The organism is Marinobacter sp. SS5-14b (assembly GCF_030541005.1).
In the GTDB taxonomy this organism is placed as follows: Bacteria; Pseudomonadota; Gammaproteobacteria; order Pseudomonadales; family Oleiphilaceae; genus Marinobacter.
The window spans coordinates 1-16,036 of record NZ_JASSVM010000016.1; the positions used below are offsets into that span (position 1 = coordinate 1).

Genomic DNA, 16,036 nt, shown 5'->3' on the forward strand with positions numbered 1-16,036 from the left:
CAACGTTCAGATGGTTGTTACCCTGATCGCTCCGATCGCCATGGAAGATGGTCTGCGCTTCGCGATTCGCGAAGGTGGCCGTACCGTTGGTGCCGGCGTGGTTGCCAAGATCATCGAGTAACCTTCGGGTTACTCGTTTGTTGTTGCACTGAGTTGTTTCGGTGCAGGCCAGTAGCTCAATTGGCAGAGCAGCGGTCTCCAAAACCGCAGGTTGGGGGTTCGATTCCCTCCTGGCCTGCCATTTTTTAACATCCGGATACATAAGCTGATTCCTATGGAGTCAAGAGCCGTTCAGTCAGCCAGCCGTTTCGATCTTGTGAAGTGGCTGGTTGTTTTCGTTTTGATTGCCGTCGGTGTGGTCGGTAATCAGTATTTCAGTGCCGAGTCCGTGCTGTACCGGGTTTTGGCTCTCGTGGTGTTGGGGGTTGTTGCTGCGTTTGTGGCGCTTCAGACCAGCCGGGGTCGCCGTTTTGCGACCTTGCTTAAAGAGGCTCGCGTAGAGATCCGGAAGGTTGTGTGGCCCACCAGGCCTGAACTGGTTCAGACAACAATCATTGTGGTTGTCTTTGTGCTGGTTGTGTCTTTGATTTTGTGGGGTATGGACTCGCTGATCAGTTGGCTTGTCGCCGGCTTTATCGGTTAACAGGAGTGGCAATGGCTAAGCGCTGGTACGTCGTTCATGCGTATTCTGGCTTTGAAAAGCACGTGATGCGCACTCTTAAAGAGCGTATTGCTCTCGAGAGCATGGAAGACAAGTTTGGCGAAATCCTGGTTCCGACCGAGGAAGTCGTTGAAATGCGAGACGGGAAGAAGCGTAAGAGTGAGCGCAAGTTCTATCCCGGATACGTACTCGTCCAGATGGAAATGGATGACGCATCGTGGCACCTTGTAAAAAACACGCCTCGTGTCCTCGGTTTTATTGGCGGCACCAAGGATAAGCCTGCTCCAATCACCGAGCGCGAAGCTGAGGCGATACTTCGTCGCGTCGAAAGCGGAGCGGACAAGCCCAAGCCCAAAACATTGTTTGAGCCTGGCGAGGTTGTTCGCGTTGTTGAAGGGCCGTTTGCGGACTTCAACGGTGTGGTAGAGGAAGTCGACTACGACAAGAGTCGTGTCAAGGTTGCTGTGCTCATTTTTGGGCGCTCAACTCCAGTAGAGCTGGAGTTTGGTCAGGTCGAGAAGGACTGACGGCAGTCTGAAAAAATTAAAGCTCGCGCGCAACGGCGACGCGGGCTTTTTGTGTCTGCTTTAAGCGGATGTAATCACCGGGGAGCCGAAAGGCGTTTGAACCCACAGGAGAGCTATCATGGCAAAGAAAATCGAAGCCTACATCAAGCTTCAGGTTGCTGCCGGTCAGGCCAACCCAAGTCCCCCCGTTGGTCCTGCCCTGGGTCAGCGCGGCGTAAATATCATGGAATTCTGCAAGGCATTTAATGCCAAGACCCAAGGCGTTGAGCCGGGCCTGCCGATTCCTACTGTTATCACGGTTTACAGTGATCGCAGCTTTACGTTCATTACCAAGACGCCGCCTGCAGCTGTGCTGTTGAAGAAGGCCGCCGGCGTGAAGAGTGGTTCTGGTCGTCCGAATACTGACAAAGTTGGTACGGTTACGCGTGCTCAACTTGAAGAAATTGCCAAGACCAAAGAGCCGGATATGACTGCAGCCGATCTGGATGCAGCAGTTCGTACCATTGCCGGTACTGCCCGCAGTATGGGCCTGAACGTGGAGGGTCTGTAAGATGGCAAAGCTGAGCAAGCGTCAAAAGCTGATTTCTGAAAAAGTTGACTCCACTCGCGCTTACACTGTCGACGAGGCTGTTGCGTTGCTGGCCGACTTGGGTCAGACCGTAAAGTTCAAAGAGTCGGTCGATGTTGCCGTTAATCTGGGCGTTGATGCACGTAAATCAGACCAGGTTGTTCGTAGCAGCACAGTGCTCCCTCACGGTACCGGCAAAACAGTACGTGTTGCTGTATTTACCCAGGGTGCGAATGCCGAGAAAGCGACTGCAGCTGGTGCAGACATCGTCGGTATGGACGATCTGGCTGAAGAAGTTAAGAAAGGCAACATGGATTTCGACGTGGTTATCGCAACCCCGGACGCCATGCGTGTCGTTGGTCAGCTGGGTCAGATTCTTGGTCCCCGTGGCCTGATGCCGAACCCGAAGGTCGGCACGGTAACAGCCGACGTTGAGACGGCTGTGAAAAATGCCAAGGCGGGTCAGGTTCGTTACCGTACAGATAAAAACGGTATCATCCACGCTCCGCTGGGTAATGTTGAATTTACTGCACAGACCATCAAGGAAAACCTTGAAGCTCTGGTTGCAGACCTGAAAAAGGCCAAACCTGCGTCGTCTAAAGGTGTGTATCTGAAAAAGATCACTATCTCTTCGACAATGGGTCCTGGTCTGACTATCGATCAGAGCACTCTGAACGTCTGAGGTTCTGAGCGGTAGTTACTTTGTAGTCTGGGCGGAAGCCAAGGCTGTCAAAGACCGCAGGCCCCTGAGATCCTTGCATGCAAGGATCAGAAGGGTTAAAGCAACGCCTGCGCAGACGGTGTGAAGACGTTCTCTCTGAACCCAAACACCGTTAGGCGCCCTGTTTTTTGGGGCAATGATGGGTTTGCCGGGATTGTCCCGGCGAAATCGAGGAGAAATCCAGTGGCAATTAGACTCGAAGACAAGAAGGCGATCGTCGCTGAAGTCAACGAGACTGCTGGTACTGCTCTGTCTGTGGTTTTGGCTGACTATCGTGGTGTCACCTCTGGTGACATGACGGCGCTTCGTGCCAAAGCTCGTGCCGAAAATGTTCGCCTGAAGGTTGTTCGTAACAACCTGGCGAAGATTGCCATTAAAGGTACTGAGTTTGAGTGCATTGATCCTGCGCTGGTTGGTCCAACCATTCTGGCTTTCTCAATGGAAGATCCGGGTGCCGCTGCGCGCCTGCTTAAGGATTTTGCCAAAGAGAAAGAGGCTTTCGAAATCAAGGCCCTGGCCGTCGGCGGTGAGCTGATGGGTGCGGACCAGATCGATCGCCTGGCTACTCTGCCGACGCTGCACGAAGCGTTGACAAGACTGGCCATCGTTACACAGGCACCAGTAACCAAGCTTGTACGCACTCTGAACGATATTCCGGGCAGAATTACGCGTGTTGTAGCTGCAGTCCGAGATCAGAAGCAAGACGCTGCTTGATTCTGTTGAACACCATTTTTTATATTTTTGGGAGAAAGTCACATGGCTCTGTCTAAAGACGATATTTTGAATGCAATTGCTGAAATGAGCGTAATGGATGTTGTTGCGCTGGTTGAAGCTATGGAAGAGAAGTTCAACGTTTCTGCCGCGGCCGCTGTAGCTGCAGCTCCTGCTGCTGCCGCCGCTGGCGAAGCTGCTGAAGAGCAGACTGAGTTTGACGTTGTTCTGACCGGTCCTGGCGAAAAGAAAGTTAACGTCATCAAAGCTGTTCGCGAACTGACAGGTCTTGGCCTGAAAGAAGCGAAGGAAATGGTTGACGGTGCACCTTCTACCATCAAAGAAGGCGCAAGCAAGGCCGAGGCTGAAGAAGCCAAGAAGAAGCTTGAGGAAGCAGGCGCTTCTGTTGAGCTTAAGTAATAGTCGGTTATTGATCGACACCGCGCTGTAAGCGCGGATGGGCTGGTGGCTATATGCCACCGGCCTTTTTCTGTTGTATATGCTATAGAGTCTGGTGTGCTAATGCAGGTTGATGTCAGATCTATAACCTACAGCCAGAGTCTTGTTCAAGACGGCGCGATAAGCCGAGCAACTCGGCCCCGAAGCAGAACATTTGATTGCTTCTTGATACCAGGTATCAGGTCTAAAGCTGGGGAATGCAGATGACTTACTCCTACACTGAAAAAAAGCGGATTCGCAAAGACTTTAGTAAATTGCCTTCCGTGATGGACGTCCCCTATTTGCTGTCTATTCAGCTGGATTCGTTCCGGGACTACCTCCAAATGGAAACTGCGCCAGAAGATCGCCGGGAAACCGGTCTTCACGCAGCGTTCAAATCCGTATTCCCGATTGTCAGCTATTCTGGCAACGCCGCGCTCGAGTATGTGAGCTATCGAATCGGCGAGCCAGTATTTGACGTCAAGGAATGTCAGCTTCGGGGCGTAACCTACGCTGCGCCGCTGCGGGTGAAAGTCCGCTTGATCATTTATGACAAGGAATCGTCTAACAAGGCGATCAAGGACATCAAAGAGCAAGAAGTCTACATGGGCGAAATGCCCCTGATGACCGAAAACGGTACCTTCGTTGTTAACGGCACCGAACGTGTAATCGTTTCCCAGCTTCACCGTTCGCCAGGTGTTTTCTTTGATCACGACAAGGGTAAGACCCACTCGTCCGGTAAGCTGTTGTATTCAGCACGGGTGATTCCTTACCGTGGCTCCTGGCTGGACTTCGAGTTCGACCCGAAGGATTCGGTCTTCGTTCGTATCGACCGTCGCCGGAAACTGCCAGCATCTATTCTGCTTCGCTCCCTGGGATATACCTCAGAGCAAATGCTGGAGATGTTCTTCGAAACCAGTAAATTTGCTGTGGGTGCCGAGGTGTGCAACCTCGAGCTGGTCCCGAGCCGTCTGCGTGGTGACATAGCCACCTTCGATATCAAGGATAAAGAAGGTAATGTCATCGCCGAAGAAGGCCGCCGGATCACTGCCCGCCATATCAAGCAGCTTGAAAAAGCCGGTATAACCGAGCTTGAGGTTCCGACCGAATACCTTTACGGCCGGGTTCTTGCCAAGGATATGATCGATCAGTCCACTGGCGAGGTTCTGGTTGAGTGCAACACTGAGCTGACCGAGGAAGTCATCACCAAGATCCTTGACGCCGGTGTTAAAGAGATTGAGACGCTGTACACCAACGACCTGGACTGCGGTCCGTTCATGTCGGATACCTTGCGTGTTGACCCGACCCGCACTCCGCTGGAAGCGTTGGTCGAAATCTATCGCATGATGCGCCCTGGCGAGCCGCCGACCAAAGAATCTGCGGAGAACCTGTTTAACAACCTGTTCTTCTCGGAAGAGCGGTATGATTTGTCCGGTGTTGGCCGGATGAAGCTGAACCGTCGCCTGGGTCGCGAAGAAAGCACCGGCGAAGGCACGCTGACTCACGACGACATTATCGACGTGCTCAAAACACTGATCGCTATCCGTAACGGTCAGGGCCAGGTGGACGACATTGATAACCTGGGTAACCGTCGTGTGCGTTGCGTAGGCGAAATGGCTGAAAACCAGTTCCGCGTTGGTCTGGTACGTGTTGAGCGTGCCGTTCGTGAGCGCCTCAGCCTGGCTGAAAGTGAAGGCCTGATGCCTCAGGACCTGATCAATGCCAAGCCGGTTGCTGCCGCGGTTAAAGAGTTCTTTGGCTCCAGCCAGTTGTCGCAGTTCATGGACCAGAACAACCCGCTGTCCGAGGTCACTCACAAGCGTCGTATTTCTGCGTTGGGCCCAGGCGGTTTGACCCGGGAGCGCGCAGGCTTTGAGGTTCGTGACGTTCACCCGACTCACTACGGTCGCGTGTGCCCGATCGAAACGCCGGAAGGCCCGAACATCGGCCTGATCAACTCTCTGGCAACCTATGCCCGTGCCAACTCCTACGGCTTCCTGGAAAGCCCGTACCGGAAAGTGGTTGAAGGCGTCGTTACCGATGAGCTGGTGTACCTCTCTGCGATTGAAGAGAGCAACTACATCATCGCTCAGGCCAGTGCGGCTACCGATGAAGGTAAGCGTCTGACGGACGAGCTGGTTACCGTGCGTCATCAGAACGAATTTACCGTGGCTCCGCCAGAAGCGGTTAATTTCATGGACGTATCGCCGCGCCAGGTTGTGTCTGTCGCTGCGTCTCTGATCCCGTTCCTCGAGCACGACGACGCCAACCGGGCCCTGATGGGTGCGAACATGCAGCGTCAGGCGGTTCCGACTCTGATATCTCAGGTGCCACTGGTTGGTACCGGTGTTGAGCGAACTGTAGCTCAGGACTCCGGTGTGTGTGTAACTGCCCGTCGGGGTGGTGTGATCGAGAGCGTTGACGCCGCCCGTATCGTAGTGCGCGTGAACAACGCTGAAACCGAAGCGGGTGATGCTGGTGTGGATATTTACAACCTCACCAAGTATACCCGCTCAAACCAGAACACCTGCATCAACCAGCGTTCAATTGTGCGCCAGGGTGATGAGATTGCTCGCGGCGATGTGCTCGCCGACGGCCCTTCTGTGGATCTGGGTGAGCTGGCTCTCGGCCAGAACATGCGCATCGCGTTCATGCCGTGGAACGGTTACAACTTTGAGGACTCCATCCTCATCTCCGAGAAAGTAGTTCAGGAAGATCGACTGACTACCATCCACATCCAGGAACTGACCTGTGTGGCTCGGGATACCAAGCTGGGCAGTGAGGAAATCACCGCTGACATCCCGAACGTGGGTGAAAGTGCACTGGCTAAGCTGGATGAGTCCGGCATCGTCTACATCGGTGCCGAAGTGGGCCCGGGCGATATCCTCGTTGGCAAGGTGACTCCGAAAGGTGAAACCCAGCTGACGCCGGAAGAGAAACTTCTGCGTGCCATCTTCGGTGAGAAAGCCTCCGATGTGAAGGACACCTCACAGCGCGTTCCCACGGGGACCCGTGGTACGGTCATCGACGTTCAGGTATTTACCCGCGATGGTATCGAAAAAGATACCCGGGCTCTGGCGATCGAAAAAGAGCAGCTGGACAAGTACCGGAAAGATCTGAAGGACGAGTACCGTATCGTTGAAGGTGCGACCTTCGAACGTTTGATGGTGGGCCTCAAGGGGCAGGAAGTCATTAGCGGTCCGGGGCTGAAAAAGGGCGCCAAGCTTGACGAGGCCTATTTGGCCGAGTTGCCACGCCAGGACTGGTTCAAGCTTCGGATGAAAGACGAAGCCCTGAACGAACTGCTCGAGAAGTCCGAGCAAGGTCTCGAAGAACGCAAAAAAGAGCACGAAGCGCGCTTTGATGACAAGAAAGGCAAGCTTCAGCAGGGCGACGATCTGGCACCTGGCGTTCTCAAGATTGTTAAGGTTTACCTGGCAATCAAACGTCGCATTCAGCCCGGTGACAAGATGGCCGGTCGTCACGGTAACAAAGGTGTTATCTCTGCGGTTATGCCGATTGAGGATATGCCCTACGACGAGTTCGGTAACACCGTAGACATCGTTCTGAACCCGTTGGGTGTTCCTTCGCGGATGAACGTTGGTCAGGTGCTTGAAACCCACCTGGGCGCCGCAGCTAAAGGTCTCGGTGAGCGGATAAGCCGCATGCTGGATGAGCAGCGCAAGGTCGCTGAGCTCCGCAAGTTGCTTGATGACATCTACAATCACTCGGACGAAGTGTTCAAAGTGGATCTTGACAGTCTCACTGACAAAGAGATCGTTGAGCTTTGCAACAATCTTCGTGGCGGCGTGCCCATGGCAACACCGGTATTTGACGGTGCCAAGGAAGCCGAGGTGAAGCGGATGCTTGAGTTGGCTGGGCTGGATACCACCGGTCAGACCAAATTGTACGATGGCCGCACCGGCGATGCGTTTGATCGCCCGGTGACCGTAGGCTATATGTACATTCTCAAGCTGAACCACCTGATTGACGACAAGATGCACGCACGTTCTACCGGCTCATACAGCCTGGTTACCCAGCAGCCTCTGGGTGGTAAGGCTCAGTTTGGTGGTCAGCGTTTCGGTGAGATGGAAGTCTGGGCTCTGGAGGCATACGGTGCCGCCTACACCCTGCAGGAAATGCTTACCGTCAAGTCTGATGACGTCAACGGCCGGACCAAGATGTATAAGAACATCGTCGATGGTGACCATCGTATGGAGCCGGGCATGCCCGAGTCCTTCAATGTTCTTGTCAAGGAAATCCGCTCGTTGGGTATCGACATCGAGCTGGAATCCGACTGAGCCGAATCGTTTTTTTGGCAGCGTGAGCGGGCACACTCTGTGCCCGCCCGAGATTAACGCCATCCGGAGCTTTTACTGATGAAAGATTTGCTGAATCTTCTCAAGAGCCAGAATCAAAGCAAGGAATTCGACGCCATCCGTATTGGACTGGCCTCGCCTGACATGATTCGTTCCTGGTCTTTTGGCGAAGTAAAAAAGCCTGAGACCATCAACTACCGTACCTTCAAGCCGGAGCGTGACGGTCTTTTCTGTGCCAAGATCTTCGGCCCGATCAAGGACTACGAGTGCCTGTGCGGCAAGTACAAACGCCTCAAGCACCGTGGTGTTATCTGTGAAAAGTGCGGCGTAGAAGTTGCACTGGCGAGCGTACGTCGTGAGCGCATGGGTCACATTGAGCTGGCCAGTCCGGTCGCGCACATCTGGTTCCTGAAGTCTCTGCCGTCCCGTATCGGCCTGATGCTGGACATGACCCTGCGTGATATCGAGCGGGTTCTGTATTTCGAGAGCTTCATCGTTATTGATCCGGGCATGACGACCCTCGAAAAGGGTCAGCTGCTCAACGATGAGCAGTACTACGAAGCGCTTGAAGAGTTCGGTGATGAATTCGATGCCCGTATGGGTGCCGAGGCCATCAAGGAATTGCTGGAAGCCATCGACCTTCAGTCTGAAGTCGACAGGCTGCGTGAAGAGATTCCCCAGACCAACTCCGAAACCAAGATCAAGAAGTTCAGCAAGCGCCTGAAAATTCTTGAGGCATTCCTGTTCTCCGGCAATAAGCCGGGCGACATGGTCATGACGGTACTGCCAGTGCTGCCGCCGGACTTGCGTCCGCTGGTTCCGCTGGATGGTGGTCGTTTTGCCACCTCTGACCTGAACGATCTGTACCGCCGTGTTATCAACCGGAACAATCGACTCAAGCGTTTGCTTGAGCTGAACGCGCCAGACATCATCGTGCGTAACGAGAAGCGAATGCTTCAGGAAGCGGTTGATGCGCTGCTGGATAACGGTCGCCGTGGTCGTGCCATTACCGGTACCAACAAGCGCCCGCTGAAGTCTCTTGCCGATATGATCAAGGGTAAGCAGGGTCGATTCCGTCAGAACCTGCTTGGTAAGCGTGTCGACTATTCCGGTCGTTCGGTGATCGTGGTAGGCCCGTACCTGCGCCTGCACCAGTGCGGTCTGCCCAAGAAGATGGCACTTGAGCTGTTCAAGCCGTTCATTTTCTCAAAGCTTGAGCACCGCGGTTTGGCGACGACCATCAAAGCCGCCAAGAAGATGGTTGAGCGTGAAGAAGGCGTGGTTTGGGACATCCTCGATGAGGTTATCCGTGAACACCCGATTCTGCTGAACCGTGCTCCGACGCTCCACCGTCTGGGCATCCAGGCCTTTGAACCGGTTCTGATTGAAGGTAAGGCAATTCAGCTCCACCCGTTGGTTTGTGCAGCATACAACGCTGACTTTGACGGCGACCAGATGGCGGTGCATGTACCACTGACTCTGGAAGCCCAGCTTGAAGCCCGTGCTTTGATGATGTCGACCAACAACGTGCTGTCTCCTGCTAACGGCGAGCCGATTATTGTGCCGTCCCAGGACGTTGTACTCGGTCTGTATTACATGACTCGCGACCGTCACGCGGCAGTTGGCGAAGGCATTGTATTTGCGGATGTAAAGGAAGCCCATCGCGCCTATGGCGCGGGCAAGGTTGATCTTCAGGCCAAGGTGAAAGTCCGGGTCAAAGAAGTGGCCATTGCCGAGGATGGCACCAGAACTGAAGCGTACAGAATTGTCGATACCACGGTTGGCCGAGCGCTGCTGTTTGATATCGTGCCGGACGGCCTGCCATTCGACATCGTTAACAAGCCGATGGTCAAGAAGGCGATCTCGAACCTGATCAACACCTGTTACCGTGATGCTGGCCTGAAAGAGACCGTTATCTTTGCTGACCAGCTGATGTACATGGGTTATCACTATGCAACGCGCTCCGGCATCTCGATCGGCTTTAACGATTTCGAGATTCCTCCGGAGAAGTACGAGCTGGTTGATGCGGCTTCTGACGAAGTGAAGGACATCGAAAACCAGTACGCGTCTGGTCTGCTGACCCAGGGTGAGAAGTACAACAAGGTTATCGATATCTGGTCTCGCGCCAACGACAAAGTGTCGAAGGCGATGATGGAGCGTCTGTCCAAAGAGCAGGTTATTGGCCCCGATGGCAAGCCGGTGAAGGGTGAAGACGGCCAGGATCTGATGCAGGAGTCCTTTAACTCTGTTTACATGATGGCCGACTCCGGTGCGCGGGGCTCCGCTGCCCAGATTCGTCAGTTGTCCGGTATGCGTGGCCTGATGGCCAAGCCGGATGGCTCCATCATCGAAACGCCGATCACGGCGAACTTCCGTGAGGGTCTGAACGTACTTCAGTACTTTATCTCGACTCACGGTGCTCGTAAGGGTCTTGCGGATACCGCACTGAAGACCGCGAACTCGGGTTACCTGACTCGTCGACTGGTCGATGTTTCGCAGGATCTGGTTGTCACCGGTGAAGATTGTGGTACCAGCGAAGGTCTTCTGATGACGCCGCACATTGAGGGTGGCGATGTTGTTGTACCTCTGGGTGATCGCGTTCTCGGTCGTGTAACGGCTCGTGACGTGTTTACACCGACCGACAAGGAAAACGCCGTTGTTGAAGCTGGAACCTTACTCGACGAGAAAACCGTTGAGATGGTCGAGCGAGCCGGTGTGGATGAGATCTGGGTTCGCTCTGCGATAACCTGCGATACTCGTCACGGTATCTGTTCCAAGTGTTATGGCCGTGATCTTGCTCGTGGTCATCGCGTTAACGTTGGCGAGGCTGTCGGTGTTATTGCTGCTCAGTCCATCGGTGAGCCGGGTACCCAGCTGACCATGCGTACCTTCCACATCGGTGGTGCGGCAAGCCGGGCGTCTGCGGTCGATAATATTCAGGTCAAGCACGGTGGCACCGTACGCCTGCACAACCTGAAGTCTATTGAAAAGACCGATGGCTCTCTGGTAGTGGTGTCTCGTTCTTCTGCACTTGCGATTGCTGATGAGCAGGGCCGTGAGCGTGAGTGGTACAAGCTCCCATATGGTGCAGTACTCTCCGTTAAGAACGGTGATGTGGTTGAGGCCGGTGTAGCGGTGGCCAAATGGGATCCGCACACTCACCCGATCATTGCGGAAGCAAAGGGTACTGCCAAGTTCGTCAACATGGAGGAGGGCATTACTGTCCGTACCCAGGCTGACGAGCTGACCGGTCTTTCCACCATGGAAGTTATCGATCCGAAGGAACGTCCGGCTGCGGGTAAGGATATCCGTCCCGCGATCCAGCTGATTGATGATTCTGGTGAAGAGGTAGAGCTCCCGGGTGGTGGCACAGCCATCTTCTTCCTGCCAGCCAACGCCCTGGTGACTATGGCCAATGGCGCGAAGGTTGAATTGGGTGATGTTGTTGCCCGGATTCCGCAGGAAAGCTCCAAGACCCGCGACATCACCGGTGGTCTGCCGCGTGTTGCCGACTTGTTCGAGGCTCGTCGCCCGAAAGAGTCCGCCATTCTTGCGGAAATCAGCGGTGTTGTATCCTTCGGCAAGGAAACCAAGGGCAAGAAGCGTCTGGTTATCACGCCCAAGGATGCAGATGCCTACGAGGTTCTGATTCCGAAACACCGTCAAATGAACGTGTTTGAAGGTGAAACGGTTGAAAAGGGTGAGGTTATTTCCGATGGCCCGTCCAATCCCCATGACATTTTGCGTCTGTTGGGTGTGGTCGAGTTGGCGAAATACATCACCAACGAGATCCAGGACGTCTACCGGTTGCAGGGCGTTGTCATCAACGATAAACACATTGAGGTTATCGTCAGGCAGATGCTGCGCAAGGTAGAGATCACCGATCCGGGTGATACAACCCTGTTGTCCGGTGATCAGGTAGAAATTACCCACGTACTGGAAGAGAACGAGAAAGCGAACGCTGCAGACAAAGAGCCTGCAAGATTCGATCGTCTGCTGCTGGGTATTACCAAAGCTTCGCTGGCAACAGAATCGTTCATTTCTGCCGCTTCGTTCCAGGAAACCACGCGGGTACTCACCGAAGGTGCGGTCACCGGTAAGCGTGATTACCTGCGCGGCTTGAAAGAAAACGTTGTAGTGGGTCGATTGATTCCGGCTGGTACGGGTCTGGCTTACCACAGCGCGCGCCGTCGCAAGCGTGACCTGGAAGAGCAGGGCGTAACTGCGGCAGACGTGGAAGAAGCTCTGAGCGCCGAACTCAATCGCGAAAGTTGATTGAGGGCGAGTCACCCCCGGGTAGATACCTACCCGGTGGGTGGTTAAAAAGAGAACAGTCGTCTTGACTGAGTCCGGGCGCAGGCTTAAACTTGCGTCCCTTAAATTTTACCCCCTGAACTGGGGGTAAGTTTCATTGGTATGGTTTTTGGAGTTTGCTTACATGGCAACGATTAATCAGTTGGTGCGTAAGCCTCGTAAGCGCAAGGTAGCCAAGAGCGATGTTCCTGCTCTTCAGGCCTGTCCTCAGCGCCGTGGTGTGTGCACTCGTGTGTACACCACAACGCCGAAGAAGCCGAACTCAGCACTTCGTAAAGTGTGTCGTGTTCGTCTGACCAACGGCTTCGAGGTTTCCTCATACATTGGTGGTGAAGGTCACAACCTTCAGGAGCACAGTGTTGTGCTGATCCGTGGTGGTCGAGTAAAAGACCTTCCGGGTGTGCGCTATCACACTGTTCGCGGTACTTTGGACACCCAGGGTGTGCAGAACCGTAAGCAGGGTCGCTCCAAGTACGGTGCAAAACGACCCAAGTCCTGATGTCCCGAGTGGGTGTCTTTTATCGTTGCTTGTCAGAACGGTAAGAGTAAGGCTGAGTAGCCGTGTGCTATCTCAGGGGTTCCTGAAGACCTTTTATATATAAGGGCTTATCGATGCCTAGAAGAAGAGTTGCAGCAAAACGGGATATTATTCCCGATCCTAAATTCGGCAGTGCGCGTCTTGCCAAGTTCATCAACCACGTGATGGAAAGCGGTAAGAAGTCTACTGCAGAGCGTATTGTTTACGGCGCTCTGGACATTGTCGCCGAGAAATCAAAAGAAGAGCCGATCGAAATGTTCGAGAAGGCCCTGGAGAACATCCAGCCGATGGTTGAAGTTAAGTCCCGTCGTGTGGGTGGTGCTACCTACCAGGTGCCTGTAGAAGTACGGCCTTCCCGTCAGAACGCGCTGGCAATGCGCTGGCTCGTTGAATACTCACGGAAGCGTGGTGAGAAGTCCATGGCTCAGCGTCTGGCTGGCGAAATTCTTGATGCGGCGGACAGCAAAGGTTCGGCAGTGAAGAAGCGCGAAGACGTACATCGCATGGCAGAAGCCAACAAAGCGTTCTCTCACTTCCGTTTCTAACAAGCCGAGGTTTATATCGTGGCACGCAAAACTCCTATCAAACGTTACAGAAACATTGGTATCTGTGCGCACGTGGATGCGGGCAAGACCACTACAACCGAGCGTATTCTTTACTACACCGGTCGTAGTCACAAAATGGGTGAAACCCATGATGGTGCCTCCACAACAGACTGGATGGAGCAGGAGCAGGAGCGTGGTATCACTATCACCTCTGCCGCTGTTACCACTTTCTGGCAGGGTATGGACAAGCAGTATCCGGAGCATCGGATCAACATCATCGATACCCCAGGGCACGTTGACTTCACCATCGAAGTAGAGCGCTCTCTGCGGGTGCTTGACGGTGCTGTCGTGGTGTTCTGTGCCTCCTCTGGTGTTGAGCCGCAGTCCGAGACTGTTTGGCGTCAGGCCAACAAGTATGAAGTTCCTCGCATGGTGTTCGTCAACAAGATGGACCGTGCCGGTGCTAACTTCATGCGCGTTGTCGAGCAGATTCGCAAGCGCTTGGGCGCAACAACGGTGCCGATTCAGCTGCCAATCGGTGCTGAAGACGAGTTTGAGGGCATTGTTGACCTGCTTCGCATGAAGGCGATCTACTGGAACGAAGCTGACCAGGGCATGACTTACGAGATGAAGGACATCCCGGAGTCGATGCTGGCAGAAGCGCAAAAGGCCCGTGAGTACATGGCCGAAGCCGCTGCCGAAGCCAACGAAGAGTTCATGGAAAAGTACCTGGAAGGCGAAGAGCTGACGCTTGAAGAAATCAAGCAGGGCCTGCGTGCACGTACTCTTTCAAATGACATTGTGCTTGCCACCTGTGGCTCCGCGTTCAAGAACAAGGGCGTTCAGGCGGTTCTGGATGATGTTATCGAGTTTCTCCCGGCGCCAGACGAAGTTAAGGCGATTCGTGGTGAGGTCGATGATGAAGGCACTGAAGAGACTCGTCCTGTCGATGACGATGCTCCGTTTGCCGCTCTGGCATTCAAGATTGCCACGGATCCGTTCGTTGGTACTCTGACCTTCTTCCGGGTGTATTCGGGTAAGCTGGAATCTGGCAATGCGGTCTTCAACTCTGTAAAAGGTAAGAAAGAGCGTGTTGGCCGGATGGTTCAGATGCACGCCAACGACCGTGAAGAAATCAAAGAAGTTATGGCTGGCGATATCGCTGCTGCGATCGGTCTGAAGAACGTCACTACCGGTGACACCCTGTGCGACGAGAATCACAAGATCGTTCTCGAGCGTATGGAGTTCCCGGAGCCGGTTATCTCGGTTGCGGTTGAGCCTAAGTCTAAGGCCGACCAGGAGAAGATGGGTGTGGCGCTGGGCAAGCTGGCTCAGGAAGATCCGTCCTTCCGTGTGCGTACCGATGAAGAATCTGGCCAGACTATTATCTCCGGTATGGGCGAGCTTCACCTGGATATTCTCGTTGACCGTATGCGTCGCGAGTTCAAGGTTGAGGCCAACATTGGTAAGCCGCAGGTTGCTTACCGTGAGTGCATTCGCAAGCCGGTAGATGTGGAAGGTAAATTTGTTCGTCAGTCTGGTGGTCGTGGTCAGTATGGTCACGTTAAGGTCAAGCTTGAGCCGCTGCCGCTGGATGATGAAGATGGCGAAAACTTTATCTTCGTGAACGAGATCGTTGGCGGTACTGTCCCCAAGGAATACATTCCTGCGGTACAGCAGGGTATTGCTGAGCAGATGCAGAACGGCTGTATTGCCGGTTATCCGCTGCTGCGTATCAAAGCGACCCTGTACGATGGTTCTTACCATGACGTTGACTCCAACGAGATGGCGTTCAAGATCGCCGGTTCCATGGCGATGAAGAAAGGTGCGCTTGAGGCAAATCCTGCTCTTCTCGAGCCGATGATGAAGGTTGAGGTTGTTACTCCTGAAGATTACATGGGTGACGTTGTTGGCGACCTGAACCGTCGTCGCGGCCTCGTGCAGGGCATGGAAGACGTGCCTGCAGGCAAGACCATTCGCGCAGAAGTGCCGTTGTCAGAGATGTTCGGTTATGCCACCGACCTGCGCTCTGCAACACAGGGTCGGGCGTCTTATGCGATGGAGTTCTCTCGCTATATGGAAGCTCCTTCGAACATTGCCGAAGCGATCATTAAAAAGGGTTGATCCCCAGGACTTAAGAAACAGGAAGAGGTATAACCGTGTCTAAAGCAAAATTTGAGCGTAGTAAGCCGCACTTGAACGTGGGAACCATTGGTCACGTTGACCATGGTAAGACCACTCTGACAGCCGCCCTGACTCGTGTATGTCACGAAGTTTGGGGTACGGGTGAACTGCGTGCGTTCGATCAGATCGATAACGCACCGGAAGAGCGTGCGCGTGGTATCACCATCGCAACGTCTCACGTTGAGTACGATTCACCGACTCGTCACTACGCCCACGTAGACTGCCCTGGTCACGCCGATTATGTTAAGAACATGATCACCGGTGCGGCTCAGATGGACGGCGCTATCCTGGTTTGTTCCGCAGCTGACGGCCCCATGCCGCAGACGCGTGAGCACATCCTGCTGTCCCGTCAGGTCGGCGTTCCTTTCATCGTTGTGTTCCTGAACAAAGCGGACATGGTTGATGATGAAGAGCTGCTGGAACTGGTTGAGATGGAAGTTCGTGACCTGCTGAGCATGTACGACTTCCCGGGTGACGACACTCCGATCATCACCGGTTCAGCTCTGATGG

General features: G+C 54.1%; 12 protein-coding genes, 1 tRNA gene and 1 pseudogene. All 14 read left to right on the plus strand.

Going from position 1 to position 16,036, the window contains the following annotated elements:
• A pseudogene (locus tag QPL95_RS17925) lies at nucleotides 1-121 on the plus strand (elongation factor Tu); the annotation flags it as partial.
• A gap of 44 nt (nucleotides 122-165) precedes the next feature.
• A tRNA-Trp gene (locus tag QPL95_RS17930) sits at nucleotides 166-241 on the plus strand.
• 33 nt (nucleotides 242-274) lie between these two features.
• Nucleotides 275-643, plus strand: a complete 369-nt coding sequence (gene secE / locus QPL95_RS17935) for a preprotein translocase subunit SecE (RefSeq protein WP_303292297.1) — start codon at nucleotides 275-277, stop codon at nucleotides 641-643.
• A gap of 11 nt (nucleotides 644-654) precedes the next feature.
• Nucleotides 655-1,188 (plus strand): transcription termination/antitermination protein NusG, encoded by a 534-nt coding sequence (gene nusG / locus QPL95_RS17940; protein ID WP_303292298.1) that lies wholly within the window; start codon nucleotides 655-657, stop codon nucleotides 1,186-1,188.
• A 118-nt stretch (nucleotides 1,189-1,306) separates the two neighbouring features.
• Entirely contained in the window at nucleotides 1,307-1,738 is a 432-nt protein-coding gene (gene rplK / locus QPL95_RS17945) for a 50S ribosomal protein L11 (protein ID WP_303292299.1), read from the plus strand.
• A gap of 1 nt (nucleotide 1,739) precedes the next feature.
• Nucleotides 1,740-2,438: a 50S ribosomal protein L1 gene (gene rplA, locus QPL95_RS17950; RefSeq protein WP_303292300.1), complete on the plus strand. Its 699-nt coding sequence runs from the start codon at nucleotides 1,740-1,742 to the stop codon at nucleotides 2,436-2,438.
• 222 nt (nucleotides 2,439-2,660) lie between these two features.
• Nucleotides 2,661-3,191 carry a 50S ribosomal protein L10 gene (gene rplJ / locus QPL95_RS17955; RefSeq protein WP_303292301.1) on the plus strand — a complete coding sequence of 177 codons (531 nt, stop codon included), beginning with the start codon at nucleotides 2,661-2,663 and terminating at the stop codon, nucleotides 3,189-3,191.
• Between the two features lie 42 nt (nucleotides 3,192-3,233).
• Entirely contained in the window at nucleotides 3,234-3,608 is a 375-nt protein-coding gene (gene rplL, locus QPL95_RS17960; RefSeq protein ID WP_303292302.1) for a 50S ribosomal protein L7/L12, read from the plus strand.
• Between the two features lie 242 nt (nucleotides 3,609-3,850).
• Nucleotides 3,851-7,927: a DNA-directed RNA polymerase subunit beta gene (gene rpoB, locus QPL95_RS17965; RefSeq protein WP_303292303.1), complete on the plus strand. Its 4,077-nt coding sequence runs from the start codon at nucleotides 3,851-3,853 to the stop codon at nucleotides 7,925-7,927.
• A gap of 78 nt (nucleotides 7,928-8,005) precedes the next feature.
• Entirely contained in the window at nucleotides 8,006-12,220 is a 4,215-nt protein-coding gene (rpoC, locus tag QPL95_RS17970; RefSeq protein ID WP_303292304.1) for a DNA-directed RNA polymerase subunit beta', read from the plus strand.
• Between the two features lie 163 nt (nucleotides 12,221-12,383).
• Complete coding sequence (gene rpsL, locus QPL95_RS17975) at nucleotides 12,384-12,758, plus strand: 30S ribosomal protein S12 (RefSeq protein ID WP_012139854.1); 375 nt, start codon at nucleotides 12,384-12,386, stop codon at nucleotides 12,756-12,758.
• Between the two features lie 113 nt (nucleotides 12,759-12,871).
• Nucleotides 12,872-13,342: a 30S ribosomal protein S7 gene (gene rpsG, locus QPL95_RS17980; RefSeq protein ID WP_303292305.1), complete on the plus strand. Its 471-nt coding sequence runs from the start codon at nucleotides 12,872-12,874 to the stop codon at nucleotides 13,340-13,342.
• Between the two features lie 18 nt (nucleotides 13,343-13,360).
• The gene (gene fusA / locus QPL95_RS17985; protein ID WP_303292306.1) at nucleotides 13,361-15,466 is read left to right on the plus strand and encodes an elongation factor G; all 2,106 of its coding nucleotides are present in this window, start codon (nucleotides 13,361-13,363) and stop codon (nucleotides 15,464-15,466) included.
• Nucleotides 15,467-15,501: 35 nt separating this feature from the next.
• Nucleotides 15,502-16,036 (plus strand): GTP-binding protein (locus QPL95_RS17990; RefSeq protein WP_303292307.1); only part of this gene is annotated, 535 nt, incomplete at its 3' end.

Coding starts and splice junctions, on each gene's coding strand:
- rpsL (WP_012139854.1), top strand. CDS start 12,384: ATGGCAACGATTAATCAGTTGGTGCGTAAGCCTCGTAAGCGCAAGGTA.
- rpsG (WP_303292305.1), top strand. CDS start 12,872: ATGCCTAGAAGAAGAGTTGCAGCAAAACGGGATATTATTCCCGATCCT.
- rplA (WP_303292300.1), top strand. CDS start 1,740: ATGGCAAAGCTGAGCAAGCGTCAAAAGCTGATTTCTGAAAAAGTTGAC.
- rpoB (WP_303292303.1), top strand. CDS start 3,851: ATGACTTACTCCTACACTGAAAAAAAGCGGATTCGCAAAGACTTTAGT.
- rpoC (WP_303292304.1), top strand. CDS start 8,006: ATGAAAGATTTGCTGAATCTTCTCAAGAGCCAGAATCAAAGCAAGGAA.
- secE (WP_303292297.1), top strand. CDS start 275: ATGGAGTCAAGAGCCGTTCAGTCAGCCAGCCGTTTCGATCTTGTGAAG.
- rplK (WP_303292299.1), top strand. CDS start 1,307: ATGGCAAAGAAAATCGAAGCCTACATCAAGCTTCAGGTTGCTGCCGGT.
- rplL (WP_303292302.1), top strand. CDS start 3,234: ATGGCTCTGTCTAAAGACGATATTTTGAATGCAATTGCTGAAATGAGC.
- nusG (WP_303292298.1), top strand. CDS start 655: ATGGCTAAGCGCTGGTACGTCGTTCATGCGTATTCTGGCTTTGAAAAG.